The organism is Escherichia ruysiae (assembly GCF_031323975.1).
In the GTDB taxonomy this organism is placed as follows: Bacteria; Pseudomonadota; Gammaproteobacteria; order Enterobacterales; family Enterobacteriaceae; genus Escherichia; species Escherichia ruysiae.
The window spans coordinates 3,133,442-3,147,375 of sequence record NZ_JAVIWS010000001.1; the positions used below are offsets into that span (position 1 = coordinate 3,133,442).

The window sequence follows — 13,934 nt, forward strand, 5'->3', positions numbered from 1 at the left end:
ACTGGATAAAAAAACAGCAACGCAATGTATTTAATTTATTGAAATTAATAAGAAATATTTTTATTGAGATATTTTGTGATGGTTTCGTTTATAAAGTAAAAACCAACTTTAGTTATATCTTGTAAGTTATTTTGACGATATTCGACATGCATCACGCTTTTTGGCGCTTTTGCTGTGCTACTTTGCTTTCAAAATGAAAGTAATAATTCTCTTTCTTCGTTTTGTAAGAAGAACGCCGAAAAACAGGAGCCGCGATGTACATCATTTCAAGCAAAAATATGCTGAAAAAAGCCCAGTCAGAGGGATATGCCGTCCCCGCTTTCAATATTCATAACCTTGAAACATTACAGGTTGTCGTTGAGAGCGCCGCACAACTTCGCTCTCCCGTTATGCTGGCGGGAACACCCGGTACTTATCGTTATGGCGGAGTGGGAAGTTTAATTTCGTTAGTACAATCTCTGGCTCATGAGTACCGCCTGCCATTAGTCCTGCATCTCGACCACCATGAAGAGCGCGATGATATTTTTAACAAAGTACGCGCAGGGATTCGTTCAGTCATGATTGATGGTTCTCATCTGCCGTTTGAAGAAAATATAGCGCGGGTGAAAGAAGTCACTACGTTTTGCCACAGCCTTGATGTCAGCGTCGAGGCTGAACTGGGCCGCCTTGGCGGGCAGGAGGATGATCTGCTGGTGGATGAAAAAGATTCGGCTTATACCTCACCTGTTGCAGCCGCAGAGTTTGTACAACGCACACAAATTGACTCCCTGGCGGTAGCAATAGGCACTGCACATGGCTTGTATGCGAATGAACCACGTCTGGATTTTGCCCGGCTGGAACAAATTCGTCAGTTAGTGGATGTTCCGTTGGTGTTGCATGGCGCTTCGGGGTTATCGGAACAGGACATTCAGCACTGTATCCGCAGCGGTATCTGCAAAGTGAATGTTGCGACAGAACTGAAAATTGCTTTTGCCGATGCGTTAAAAGGATATTTCTACAACAATCCGGCGGCGAATGATCCTCGCCATTATATGCAGCCAGCAAAAGCCGCTATGAAGGAAGTCGTTACGCGCATTATCGGCGTTTGCGGCAGTGAAGGAAAAATTTAATACGTTGTACCCTACAAAAACAATGAGGACTGTTTATGAAAAATATTAAATTACTTGGCTCGGCAATGTTGGTGAGTCTGGCGTTGTTCTCACAAAGCTCATTAGCAAAAGAGTATAAAATTGGTGCATCATTATTAACGCAACAACATCCTTTTTATATCGATCTTGCGAATGCAATGAAAGAAGAAGCTAAAAAAGATAATGTCAATTTAAGCGTTTCTATTGCCAACCAGGATTTAAATAAGCAACTTTCAGATGTCGAAGATTTTATTACTAAAAAAGTGGATGCCATTATTATATCTCCAGTGGACTCTAAAGGTGTACAGGCTGCGATAATTAAAGCCGACAAAGCTGGTATCCCTGTTATCACTGTTGATGTTGCTGCGGAAGGTGTTCCGGTAGTATCGCATGTTGCGACCGATAACTACGCGGGAGGTGTTGAAGCGGGCAAGTTAATGGGAAAACTATTGAACGGTAAGGGGACTGTAGCCATTATTTCTTACCCGGCACTGCAATCGGTAGTTGCGCGCGTCGATGGCTTTAAAAAAGGGTTAAGCGATACACCGGAGATTAAAATTGTTGCTGAGCAACCGGGTATTACGCGTGCTGAAGCGTTAACGACGGCACAAAATATTATGCAGGCAAACGCCAACCTGAATGGGCTGTTTGGTTTTGGTGATGATGCCGCACTGGCAGCGGTTATAGCGGCGAAATCTGCGCATAACGACAATATCAAAATTATCGGTTTTGATGGCATGAAAGAAGCGCGCGATGCCGTAGACAGTGAAAAAACCTTTGCCGCAGTGATTCGACAATACCCGGATCAAATGGGCGCTAAAGCGATTGATGCCGCTGTGGATCATCTCAATGGTAAACCGGTAGAAAAAATGATCCCGGTACAACCCGGCGTTTATACAGGTAAATAATAAACATCTTCAACTCACAACAAAACGTCATCGGCGTTTTGTTGTGACACCGAGGTCATTATGACGGATGTTATTCTTGATGTTTCGCATATTGCGAAGACATTTGGTCATGTTCAGGCGTTAAAAGATATTACACTCTCCTTACGCAAAGGGCGGGTGCATACTTTATTAGGCGAGAATGGAGCGGGTAAGTCGACATTAATGAAAATACTCGCTGGAGTTTATCCGCCAACTCAGGGAACGATAAAACTACGTGGTGAAACCATCACCATTAATAATCCACAACATTCACGCCAGTTAGGGATTGCTATTATTTTTCAGGAATTAAGCCTGAGCAACAATATGACAGTGGCGGAAAACATTTATGCCAATAATGAACCACGCCGTTTTGGCATTATTAACGATAAAAAAATGCTCGCAGATTGCCAGAGTCTGCTCGCGGAACTGGGCATCCCACTGGATCCGCTGGAAATGGTCGGCAATATGTCGATGGCGCATCGTCAACTGGTAGAAATCGCCAAAGCATTAAGCTACGCGGCGGATGTCGTGATTATGGATGAGCCGACATCTTCGCTCAGTGATAACGAAGCAGAGATTTTGTTTAATATTATTGAAAAGTTAAAACAGCGAGGATGTGCGGTTATTTATATCTCTCACCGCATGGATGAAATTATGCGGATTTCGGATGATATTTCAGTGATCCGCGATGGTGAATATATTGCAACGCATGAAAAGAAAAACAGTGATATCCAGCATTTGATTGCCCAGATGGTTGGGCGGGAAATGAAAAATATCTGGCCAGCACGTCTTGGGGAAAAGCCGGATGAAAATGTTCCTGCAAAACTGGAAGTAAAAAATCTTTCCCATCCTTCGCTCTTTAAGGAGGTTAATTTTGCTGTTCGCCCGGGGGAAGTGCTGGGATTTTTTGGCCTTGTAGGTGCCGGGCGTTCTGATGTTATGAAGGCGCTGTTTGGCCTTATTCCGTACCACGGAACAGTGTTGATTGATGGCAAAGAGGTCAGGATCGCTAATCCCAAACAGGCCATTGATCATGGAATTGCTTTCGTAACGGAAAACCGCAAGGAAGAAGGGTTGGTGCTGATGCACGACGTCAATATGAACACGCACCATGTGGCGTTTCAATATAACGCTTCGCGGATGGGACTCATTAATCACCGGCAAGAAGAGGCGAGAACGGTTAAATCTGTCGCCAGAATGAACACAAAAGTGAGTTCCGTACATCAGGCTGTGGGGGCGCTGAGCGGCGGCAATCAACAAAAAATCGTGTTATCGAAATGGCTGGAGAAAACCCCGCGAATTTTATTGCTTGATGAGCCAACGCGCGGTGTGGATGTCGGCGCAAAATTTGAAATTTATAACGTGATACGCCAACTGGCGGCGGCGGGGACGGCCATTATTCTGGTGTCTTCTGAACTGCCAGAGGTTATGGCGCTAAGCGATCGTCTGGTGGTGATGCGTAATAAAACAATTGCCGATATTTATTCATGTGAAAATTTAACGCAGACGCAAGTAATGACCGCTGCAACAGGAGTGCGCTAAATGACAGAGAAAACTCTCTCCAGTCCAAAACGTTCTGAAATTTCCATCGCAAATAGCTTTAAAAAAGTCTTCAGGCAATATGGCGGTATCCTCAGTGGAATGGTGGTGTTAATCATTCTGTTCAGTTTTATTAATGACAGTTTTTTTACCACCAATAACATCACCAACATCATTCTTCAGGTGTCGATAATTGCAATTACCGCCTATGGAATGACTTATGTTCTTTTACTTGGCGATATTGATTTATCGGTCGGTTCAACTATTGCATTGATTGGTACATTTGCTGCGCTTGGGGCTTCATGGGGAATTCCATTTATTTTATTGGTTCCATTATCCATTATTGCAGCACTGGCTCTGGGGATGATAAATGGTGGCTTGACGGCTATAGCGGGTATCCCTTCGTTTATTGTTACTGTTGCTACCATGGGAATATTTCGAGGCATTGCTTATATTGTCACTGACGGTATGCCTGTCATGATTAAAGATGATGCCTTTCTGGCGCTGGGGAACGGTGAATTTCTCTATATACCTATTCCTATCTGGATATTAATCATCTTATTGCTGGTTAATCATTTTATTCTTACTAAAACAACCTTTGGTCGGAAAATATATATTACCGGCGGTAATAAAGAAGCGGCAATCTATTCGGGTATTAATGTAACTCGCCTAAAAATTAAAGTCTTTATGATTACGGCGGTGTTGGCAGGCATTAGTGGGATGATCCTCGCCTCGCGCCTTTACTCAGGGCAGCCGAATTCCGCACTTAGCTACGAGTTGGATGCCATTGCTGCTGCCGTATTGGGGGGCACCAGTCTCAACGGTGGTTATGGCACGGTGGTGGGTACGGTGATCGGCGCATTAACCATAGGCATTATTAATAATGGTATGAACTTAATGAACGTTCCTTATTTCTACCAGATGGTGGTTAAAGGATTAGTCATTCTGGTAGCCGTTTATTTTGACGTAAGAAATAAAAGAAAACGCAGCTAATTATTTCAAGGAATTAATCATATGAATAAGGTCTTCACAATTGGAGAAATTCTGGTTGAAATTATGGCGAGTAAAATCGGCCAGCCATTTGACCAACCGGGTGTCTGGAACGGCCCTTATCCCAGTGGCGCGCCTGCTATTTTTATTGACCAGGTAACACGTCTGGGGGTTCCATGCGGTATCATTAGCTGTGTGGGGAATGATGGTTTTGGCGATATTAATATTCATCGCCTGGCGGCTGATGGTGTTGATATTCGAGGGATTTCCATCTTACCTCTGGAGGCTACCGGTAGTGCTTTTGTGACGTATCATAAGTCAGGCGACCGTGATTTTATTTTTAACATTAAGAATGCCGCGTGCGGTAAATTATCAGCGCAGCATGTTGATGAAAATATTCTGAAGGACTGTACCCATTTTCATATTATGGGCTCATCCCTGTTTTCATTTCATATGGTAGACGCAGTAAAAAAAGCAGTAACCATCGTTAAAGCAAATGGTGGTGTTATTTCTTTCGACCCTAATATTCGGAAAGAGATGCTCGATATTCCAGAAATGCGCGACGCCCTCCACTTTGTTCTTGAGTTAACGGATGTCTATATGCCCAGCGAGGGCGAAGTGTTGCTCTTGTCGCCACATTCGACGCCGGAGCGTGCAATCGCTGGTTTTCTTGAAGAAGGTGTTAAAGAGGTGATTGTGAAGCGCGGCAATCAAGGTGCCAGTTACTACTCCGAGAATGAGCAGTTTCATGTTGAGAGCTATCCGGTGGAAGAAGTCGACCCAACCGGTGCGGGAGACTGCTTTGGTGGTGCGTGGATTGCCTGCCGCCAGCTAGGGTTTGATGCCCATCGGGCATTGCAATACGCCAACGCCTGCGGTGCACTGGCGGTAACCCGACGCGGCCCGATGGAAGGGACTTCCCGGTTGGCGGAGATCGAAGCGTTTATCCAGTGCCATAGCATGACTATTCGGGAAGCCGCGCAATGAATAATGAAATATGGCCGTGGATAGGCGAGCTCTCGCAGGTTGCCGGGATTAAACACTATGAATTACGTAGTGGCAGAGCAAAGGGCACGGAAGCGTTTGATGTCCGCACAGGTGCGGGGCTGGCGTTTACGGTGGTAAAAGATCGTGCGCTGGACATTGCCTGGGCCAGCTATAAAGACACGGCGCTTTCTTTCATCACCCCCAACGGCATCGTCGCGCCAGCTTTTTTTGAGCCGCATGGCAACGGTTTTTTGCGTAGCTTCTATGCGGGATTATTAACCACCTGCGGGTTAAGCTACATCGGTACGCCCTGTGAAGATAATGGCGAAACGTTAGGATTACATGGGCGCCTGGCTGCGACACCAGCTGAAGAGGTGGGATATCGCACAGAACGAACCTACGACGGTATTGAATTTATCATCAATGGCAAAGTGCGGGAAACGCGGCTGTTCGGTGAAAATTTGACACTTGAGAGAACCATTTGCTGCCGCTATGGCGAAAATGTGCTGCGCATTGAAGACAGGGTTACTAATCAAGGTTTCACCCGCCAGCCGCTACAAATTCTCTATCACTTTAATTACGGCTGGCCTTTATTATCGCCACGGGCAGAAATATTGCTGTCAGCGAAAAGCGTGACGCCACGGACTCCGCGCGCGGCGGAAGGGTTAGCCAACCATCTGGAGATTTGTGCCCCGCAGCCAGGTTTTGACGAGCAGGTTTACTATCTCACGTTAAATAGCGACGATGACGGAATGAGTAAGGTTGCGCTAGTGAATGCCGAACTGGGATGGGGAATTTACGAAAAATTCGACACCCGGCAGCTACCCAATTTTATCCAGTGGAAAAATTTAGGTGCAGGCGAATATGTTATGGGACTGGAAGTGAGCAACAGTTTCCCTGATGGGCGCGATAACGAGCGAGCACAGGGGCGTTTGCCGTTTATTCAGCCTGGTGAAACGAAGATATATTTTTTCGAACTGGGGATTGTCGAAGGCGATGCTGAAATTACTGCGTTAAAAACGGAAATTGCAGGCTACCGTTAGCGGCAATAAAAACACCGGGCAGTGTTAACAGGCCCGGTGTGAATGCATTCATTGTTAAACGCGATGAAAGCACCGCGCATCACAATTATTTTTCCTGAAGACCGAGTTTTTTCTCCAGATAGTGGATGTTAGTGCCACCATGCTGGAAGTTCTCGTCGTTCATGATGCGGATCTGCAGATCAACGTTGGTTTTGATACCGTCGATGATCAGCTCCTGCAGCGCATTCTTCATGCGAGCAATCGCCACGTCACGGTTTTCACCGTAGCAAATCAGTTTACCGATCATTGAGTCATAGTACGGCGGCACGGTGTAGCCAGCGTAGATATGAGACTCCCAACGCACGCCAAAACCGCCAGGTGCGTGGAAACGGGTGATTTTGCCCGGGCTTGGCAGGAAGGTATTCGGATCTTCGGCGTTGATACGGCATTCCACCGCATGGCCGCGAACGTGAACTTCTTCTTGCTTGATCGACAGCGGTTGACCTGCCGCGATACGCAGCTGTTCTTTGATCAGGTCAACGCCGGTGATCATTTCAGTAACCGGGTGTTCTACCTGAATACGGGTGTTCATTTCGATGAAATAGAACTCGCCGTTTTCGAACAGGAACTCGAAAGTACCTGCACCGCGATAGCCGATATCAACACACGCTTTAGCGCAACGTTCGCCGATGTAACGACGCAGTTCTGGGGTAATGCCCGGTGCTGGTGCTTCTTCGACCACTTTCTGGTGGCGGCGCTGCATGGAGCAGTCACGTTCCGCCAGATAGATAGCGTTGCCCTGACCGTCCGCCAGTACCTGGATCTCGACGTGGCGAGGATTTTCCAGGTATTTCTCCATGTAAACCATATCATTGCTAAAAGCAGCTTTTGCTTCCGCACGGGTCATGGAGATAGACTGCGCCAGTTCAGCGTCGCTGCGCACAACGCGCATACCGCGACCGCCGCCGCCACCGGAGGCTTTGATAATCACCGGATAACCAATGCGTTTTGCAATGGCGCGGTTTTTATCCATATCGTCGCCCAGCGGGCCGTCAGAACCCGGTACGCAAGGAACGCCAGCTTTTTTCATTGCTGCAATTGCAGACACTTTGTCGCCCATCAGGCGAATAGTGTCTGCTTTCGGGCCGATGAAGATAAAGCCAGAGCGTTCAACCTGCTCGGCAAAATTGGCGTTTTCGGAAAGGAAGCCGTAACCCGGATGGATTGCTACTGCGCCGGTGATTTCAGCGGCGCTGATGATAGCCGGGATGTTCAGATAACTTTTTACTGACGGAGCCGGGCCAATACAGACCGTTTCATCTGCCAGTAATACGTGTTTTAAATCGCGATCCGCGCTGGAGTGCACAGCGACAGTCTTAATGCCCAGTTCTTTACAGGCACGAAGAATACGCAATGCAATCTCGCCACGGTTGGCAATAACAATTTTATCCAGCATGTTCGCCTCGTTACTCGATGACGACCAGCGGCTCGTCAAATTCTACCGGTTGTCCACTTTCGACCAGAATTGCTTTCACAGTACCGGATTTGTCTGCTTCGATCTGGTTCATCATTTTCATGGCTTCAACGATGCACAGGGTATCGCCCACGTTCACTTTCTGACCCACTTCGATGAACGCTTTCGCGTCCGGGCTTGGGGTGCGATAGAAAGTACCAACCATTGGGGAACGTACGATGTGACCACTGATTTCCGCTGCTGCTGGCGCTTCCATGGAAGGAACGGTCGCCGGAGCGGCTGCGTTAGATTGAGCTGGCTGCTGCATCATCGGTGCAGCGTAAGCTTGTTGCATCATCGGGAAACTAGCGGCAGGTGCTGCACGGCTGATGCGTACTGACTCTTCGCCTTCAGAAATTTCCAGTTCAGAGATGCCTGATTCTTCAACCAGCTCGATCAGTTTTTTAATCTTACGAATATCCATGAGTGGGTTCCGTACTCTTTGTTTAGTGTGATTGTGACAGGCGTTTCACCGCCGTCTGTAAAGCGTATGCCCCGACAGCTGTATGCATAGCGATAAATTCCAGCTGACCGGGACGCCGGTCTATTTTGCCCCAGAGCGTCAATGTGAGACTTGACGGACATTGTGCAGCGATCTGCTGCTATCCTCCGGCAAAAAACAAAATATACCTTCGTTGCGCCATTGTCACCTTTTCCGCAGCTTAAAAACCGCGTTAGGGAGAACGAAGTCGCACATTATAACGATTTCGTAGCAATTGGCAGCTAAATACTGGTCTTATCAGGGAAGATAATCAACAGCTAACATGTAAATAACTTTCAACGCCGCGCATTTTGCAACAAGCCGCACAGTTCATGAAATTAGCGCCACCATTGACGGAACTTCTTAAAACGTAAGGCTAAAAGTAATAAAGCCAGCCCGGCGTAGATAACCGGCTGTGGTGAGATAATCTTCACTGACCACAGATAATGTATGGGAGCCAGGATCGCAACCAGATAGACGAAGTTATGCAACTGTTGCCAGCGTTTGCCTAATTTTCGCTGCATCGCCTGCGTGGAAGTCAATGCTAAAGCCAGTAAAATCAGCCAACTGACAATTCCGAGCGTTAAATAAGGTCGGGTGATTAATTCCTGACCGAATAACGTCAGGTTATTCACGCCCAGTTCCAGTAAGGCATAACTGGTTAAGTGCAGCGTTGCCCAGACGAAACACCATAAACCCAGCAGGCGGCGGGTGCGTATCAATAAGGGCTGTTTAGCATAGCGCGCTAATGGCGTAATTAATAAGGTCGCCAGCAAGAATTTCAGCGCAGTCCGACCGGTAAAATGTTGAATATCTTTCACCGGGTCGGCGCTTAATCCGCCATGATTAATTGCCCATACCAGCCAGACAAACGGCAAAAATCCGGCAAGATGCAGGCAAACTTTCAACCATGTCACTTGTTTTGCTGTCAGTCGCACTTAAAAATTCTCCCGTAAATCCAGGCCACGATAAAGCGACGCCACTTGATCGGCGTATCCGTTAAACAGCAGCGTTGGCTGGCGTTGTACATCCAGAATGCCGCCTGAACCAATCAAACGTTCGGTAGCCTGCGACCAGCGGGGATGATCAACATGCGGATTGACGTTGGCGTAAAAGCCATATTCATTGGGCGCTGCCAGATTCCAGGTGGTTGGCGGACGTTCACGGGTCAGCTTAATACTGACAATCGATTTAATCCCTTTAAAGCCATATTTCCACGGCACAATCAGTCGCACCGGTGCGCCATTTTGTGGCGGTAGCGCCTTGCCATAGACACCGACGGTCATCAGCGTGAGTGGATGCATCGCTTCGTCGAGACGTAATCCTTCTATATAAGGATATTTCAGGCCACCGCCAATAAACCGATCCTGCTGGCCTGGCATCTGTTCCGGCGCATAAATGGTTTCGAAGGCGACGTATTTCGCGTTACTGGTTGGTTCCGCCAGTGCCAGTAATTTGTGCAGCGGGAAACCAATCCACGGTACTACCATCGACCACGCTTCCACACAGCGCATACGGTAAATCCGCTCTTCCAGCGGGAAACGATGGGTTAAGGCGTCATGGTCGAGCGTTAATGGTTTGGCGACTTCACCACTGATTTTCAACGTCCACGGATCGGTTTTCAGGCTGCCGGCATTTGCCGCTGGATCCGCTTTATCCAGCCCGAACTCATAGTAGTTGTTATAGCCGGAAACTTTATCTTCCGGCGTGAGCGGCAGGTTATTTTGCCAGGCGGCAGGTTTACTAAACTCCAGCGGCTTCCCGGCTGGCGCGGGCGGACGATCGTTGCCCTTAAACCAGCTAAGCAGGTCGGCATGTGTAGTGGTTGGCAGAGAAAGTGCAGCCGCGCTGATGCCTAACGTTTTCAGAATCTGCCGACGTTGCATAAAAAAAGCCGATTCGGCAGTGACATCGGCTTCTGTAAATTGACGAATTTTTTTCATAACAGACTCCCGGTATGCTCCTGATTACTATGGCAGGGAGAATGTCAAAGTGCTGCTAAAATTCGTTAGTTATATGTAAATTATTTTGTACGAAATCTTAACTTATTTTTACCAGAGTGCGCCCCTGCACCTGGTTATTAATAATGGCTTCGGCAAACTTCGGTGCCTCTGTCAGTGAGATTTCTTTTGCTGCTTGTGAATAGAATGATTCCGGTAGATCGGCGACCAGACGCTGCCAGGCCTGCGCCCGACGAGCTGGTGGCGTCATGACTGAATCCACTCCTTGCAGACGGACGTTGCGCAGAATAAACGGCATTACCGTGGTTGGCAGAGCAAAGCCACCCGCCAGACCACAAGCCGCCACGCAGCCGCCGTAGTTCATTTGTGCCAGCACTTTCGCCAGTACTTTGTCACCAACAGTGTCAATTGCGCCTGCCCAGAGTTGCTTTTCCAGGGGACGGGACTCAGCAAACTCATCGCGGGGCAGAATACGGCTGGCTCCTAAACTTTTCAGATATTCATGGGTATTTTCGCGACCAGATACAGCAACGACCTGATAACCCAACTTATGCAGCAGCGCCACAGCCGTACTGCCGACGCCGCCGCTGGCGCCCGTCACCACAATCTCGCCATCCTGCGGACGAATACCGGCATCTTCCAGTGCCAGTACGCACAGCATGGCGGTAAACCCGGCAGTACCGATAACCATCGCTTTACGCGCGTCCAGACCCTGCGGCATCGCAACCAGCCAGTCACCTTTTACGCGCGCCTGTTGTGCCAGCCCGCCCCAGTGGTTTTCACCGACGCCCCAACCCGTCAGTAACACTTCCTGACCGGCATGAAAACGAGGATCTTCACTGGCGCGTACAGTTCCGGCGAAGTCAATACCAGGAATCATCGGAAAATTACGGATGATTTTTCCTTTACCGGTAATCGCCAGCGCATCTTTATAATTCAGACTCGACCAGTGGACATCGACCGTCACATCGCCTTCCGGCAGGCGACTTGCGTCCAGAGTCTGTACAGATGCGAGGGTTTTACCGTCCTGCTGTTCTAAAAGTAACGCCTGCATAAGAGATCCTCATGTGCATGATGGATTGGAAAATAATTTCTGAAGACTATACTCGCTAATGGAAAAGCAAAGCCGATGAAGCGCAATAAATTGCGAGATAAATCTGATTTGCTAGTATGCCCGCGTCCTCACTATCGGAGTTAACACAAGGATGAGATTAACGACGAAATTTTCGGCCTTTGTCACGCTGCTCACCGGGTTAACAATTTTTGTGACCCTGCTGGGCTGCTCGCTTAGTTTCTATAACGCCATTCAGTATAAGTTTAGTCATCGTGTTCAGGCAGTGGCGACGGCGATCGATACCCACCTTGTGTCGAATGACTTCAGCACGTTGAGGCCACAAATCAGCGAACTGATGATGTCTGCGGATATCGTTCGCGTGGATCTTTTGCACGATAAAAAACAGGTTTATACCCAGTCCCGCAATGGTAGTTACCGTCCGGTGGGAACCAGCGATCTGTTTCGCGAACTGACTGTGCCGTTGATTAAACATCCGGGGATGTCGCTGCGTTTGGTTTATCAGGACCCGATGGGCAACTATTTCCACTCGTTGATGACCACCGCACCGCTCACCGGTGCGATTGGATTTATCATTATTATGCTCTTCCTGGCAGTACGCTGGTTACAACGACAACTTGCCGGGCAAGAATTGCTGGAAACCCGCGCTACACGTATTTTAAATGGCGAGCGTGGCTCGAATGTGTTGGGAACCATCTATGAATGGCCGCCCAGAACCAGCAGTGCGCTGGATACGCTGCTTTGTGAAATTCAGAACGCACGCGAACAGCACAGTCGTCTTGATACACTGATCCGCTCCTATGCTGCTCAGGACATCAAAACCGGCCTCAATAACCGACTTTTTTTCGATAATCAGTTAGCAACGTTACTGGAAGATCAGGAGAAAGTGGGGACTCACGGGATCGTGATGATGATCCGCCTGCCGGATTTCAATATGTTGAGCGACACTTGGGGGCACAGCCAGGTTGAAGAACAACTCTTCACCCTGACAAATCTGTTATCGACATTTATGATGCGTTATCCCGGGGCGCTATTGGCGCGTTATCACCGTAGCGATTTCGCCGTGCTGTTGCCACATCGGACATTAAAAGAGGCGGAGAGCATTGCCGGGCAATTGATCAAGGCGGTCGATACCTTACCGACGAATAAAATGCTCGATCGTGATGATATGATTCACATCGGCATCTGTGCCTGGCGTAGCGGGCAGGATACCGAACAGGTGATGGAACATGCGGAATCCGCCACGCGCAATGCGGGATTACAGGGCGGCAATAGCTGGGCTATTTACGATGACTCGTTACCTGAAAAAGGACGCGGTAACGTTCGCTGGCGGACGCTCATCGAGCAAATGCTGAGTCGCGGAGGCCCGCGTCTTTATCAAAAACCGGCGGTTACTCGTGAAGGGCTGGTTCATCATCGCGAACTGATGTGTCGTATCTTTGATGGTAACGAAGAGGTCAGTTCGGCGGAATATATGCCGATGGTGTTGCAGTTTGGCTTATCGGAAGAGTATGACCGTCTGCAAGTCAGTCGCCTCATCCCGCTGTTACGCTATTGGCCACAAGAAAATCTGGCGATTCAGGTCACCGTTGAGTCGTTGATTCGACCGCGTTTCCAGCGTTGGCTACGTGATACGCTGATGCAGTGTGAAAAATCACAGCGAAAACGCATAATTATTGAACTTGCAGAGGCTGATGTTGGTCAACATATCGGTCGCTTGCAACCAGTCATTCGTTTGATGAATGCTTTAGGGGCTCGGGTCGCCGTCAACCAGGCTGGTTTGACGCTGGTAAGTACCCGTTGGATCAAAGAACTTAATGTTGAATTACTCAAGCTCCATCCGGGGCTGGTAAGAAACATTGAGAAGCGAACAGAGAATCAATTGTTGGTTCAAAGCATGGTAGAAGCGTGTTCCGGGACCAACACCCAGGTTTACGCTACTGGTGTACGTTCGCGAAGCGAGTGGCAGACCCTGATTCAGCGTGGGGTTTTGGGTGGGCAGGGAGATTTTTTTGCGTCCTCACAGCCACTTGATACTAACGTGAAAAAATATTCACAAAGATACTCGGTTTAACCTGCCGTTTGATCCGTTTTCACGTAGAATAACGCGCGCTGCGTTTCACGGGAGCGTGCTTGTCTGTTCGCCAGATTGTTGCAGCACATATGCAGATTAATGACCTTACGCAGTTGCAAACAGGCGAGGAATGCATGCTGATGCATTTAGCCTCTCTGGACTCAGGTAGAGATTTGTAACAAAGGAAACAAACTGCACTAATTTTCACCGTAGCAGATGATTTTTGCGCCTTGTCGCTGCTG

Annotated in this window: 13 protein-coding genes; 7 read left to right on the plus strand and 6 right to left on the minus strand. The window is 48.3% G+C overall.

Features of this window, described 5'->3' with window-relative positions; genetic code table 11:
• The first annotated feature begins 254 nt into the window (after nt 1-254).
• The 6 genes from RGV86_RS15190 to RGV86_RS15215 are packed head-to-tail and all read left to right on the plus strand — an operon-like array spanning nt 255 to nt 6,612.
• Nucleotides 255-1,109 carry a tagatose bisphosphate family class II aldolase gene (locus RGV86_RS15190; protein WP_085460260.1) on the plus strand — a complete coding sequence of 285 codons (855 nt, stop codon included), beginning with the start codon at nt 255-257 and terminating at the stop codon, nt 1,107-1,109.
• Between the two features lie 35 nt (nt 1,110-1,144).
• Entirely contained in the window at nt 1,145-2,035 is an 891-nt protein-coding gene (locus RGV86_RS15195) for a substrate-binding domain-containing protein (protein WP_000789632.1), read from the plus strand.
• Between the two features lie 60 nt (nt 2,036-2,095).
• Nucleotides 2,096-3,595: a sugar ABC transporter ATP-binding protein gene (locus RGV86_RS15200; RefSeq protein WP_085460261.1), complete on the plus strand. Its 1,500-nt coding sequence runs from the start codon at nt 2,096-2,098 to the stop codon at nt 3,593-3,595.
• Nucleotides 3,596-4,585: an ABC transporter permease gene (locus tag RGV86_RS15205; RefSeq protein WP_000137066.1), complete on the plus strand. Its 990-nt coding sequence runs from the start codon at nt 3,596-3,598 to the stop codon at nt 4,583-4,585.
• A 21-nt stretch (nt 4,586-4,606) separates the two neighbouring features.
• A complete protein-coding gene (locus RGV86_RS15210; RefSeq protein ID WP_001045025.1) occupies nt 4,607-5,569 on the plus strand; it encodes a sugar kinase in 963 nt (320 codons plus the stop codon).
• Complete coding sequence (locus tag RGV86_RS15215) at nt 5,566-6,612, plus strand: aldose 1-epimerase family protein (protein ID WP_001058382.1); 1,047 nt, start codon at nt 5,566-5,568, stop codon at nt 6,610-6,612. Before RGV86_RS15210 ends, RGV86_RS15215 begins: the two co-directional genes overlap by 4 nt.
• 85 nt (nt 6,613-6,697) lie before the next feature.
• Here RGV86_RS15215 and accC read toward each other — a convergent pair whose 3' ends face one another.
• The 5 genes from accC to acuI form a co-directional block, all read right to left on the minus strand.
• Nucleotides 6,698-8,047, minus strand: coding sequence for an acetyl-CoA carboxylase biotin carboxylase subunit (accC, locus tag RGV86_RS15220; protein WP_000884623.1), 1,350 nt, complete (start codon nt 8,045-8,047; stop codon nt 6,698-6,700).
• Nucleotides 8,048-8,057: 10 nt separating this feature from the next.
• Nucleotides 8,058-8,528 carry an acetyl-CoA carboxylase biotin carboxyl carrier protein gene (gene accB, locus RGV86_RS15225; protein ID WP_000354618.1) on the minus strand — a complete coding sequence of 157 codons (471 nt, stop codon included), beginning with the start codon at nt 8,526-8,528 and terminating at the stop codon, nt 8,058-8,060.
• 395 nt (nt 8,529-8,923) lie between these two features.
• The gene (gene msrQ / locus RGV86_RS15230) at nt 8,924-9,523 is read right to left on the minus strand and encodes a protein-methionine-sulfoxide reductase heme-binding subunit MsrQ (protein ID WP_001240072.1); all 600 of its coding nucleotides are present in this window, start codon (nt 9,521-9,523) and stop codon (nt 8,924-8,926) included.
• On the minus strand, nt 9,524-10,528 hold the full coding sequence (gene msrP, locus RGV86_RS15235; RefSeq protein ID WP_000723882.1) for a protein-methionine-sulfoxide reductase catalytic subunit MsrP: 1,005 nt from the start codon (nt 10,526-10,528) through the stop codon (nt 9,524-9,526).
• A 97-nt stretch (nt 10,529-10,625) separates the two neighbouring features.
• Nucleotides 10,626-11,600 carry an acrylyl-CoA reductase (NADPH) gene (acuI, locus tag RGV86_RS15240; protein WP_085460262.1) on the minus strand — a complete coding sequence of 325 codons (975 nt, stop codon included), beginning with the start codon at nt 11,598-11,600 and terminating at the stop codon, nt 10,626-10,628.
• A gap of 151 nt (nt 11,601-11,751) precedes the next feature.
• Between acuI and csrD the strand changes: the two genes are divergently transcribed.
• On the plus strand, nt 11,752-13,692 hold the full coding sequence (gene csrD / locus RGV86_RS15245; protein WP_001241425.1) for an RNase E specificity factor CsrD: 1,941 nt from the start codon (nt 11,752-11,754) through the stop codon (nt 13,690-13,692).
• Here csrD and RGV86_RS15250 read toward each other — a convergent pair.
• The gene (locus RGV86_RS15250; protein WP_016159494.1) at nt 13,689-13,838 is read right to left on the minus strand and encodes a hypothetical protein; all 150 of its coding nucleotides are present in this window, start codon (nt 13,836-13,838) and stop codon (nt 13,689-13,691) included. The two genes, csrD and RGV86_RS15250, sit on opposite strands and share 4 nt — an antisense overlap.
• Nucleotides 13,839-13,934: the final 96 nt, after the last annotated feature.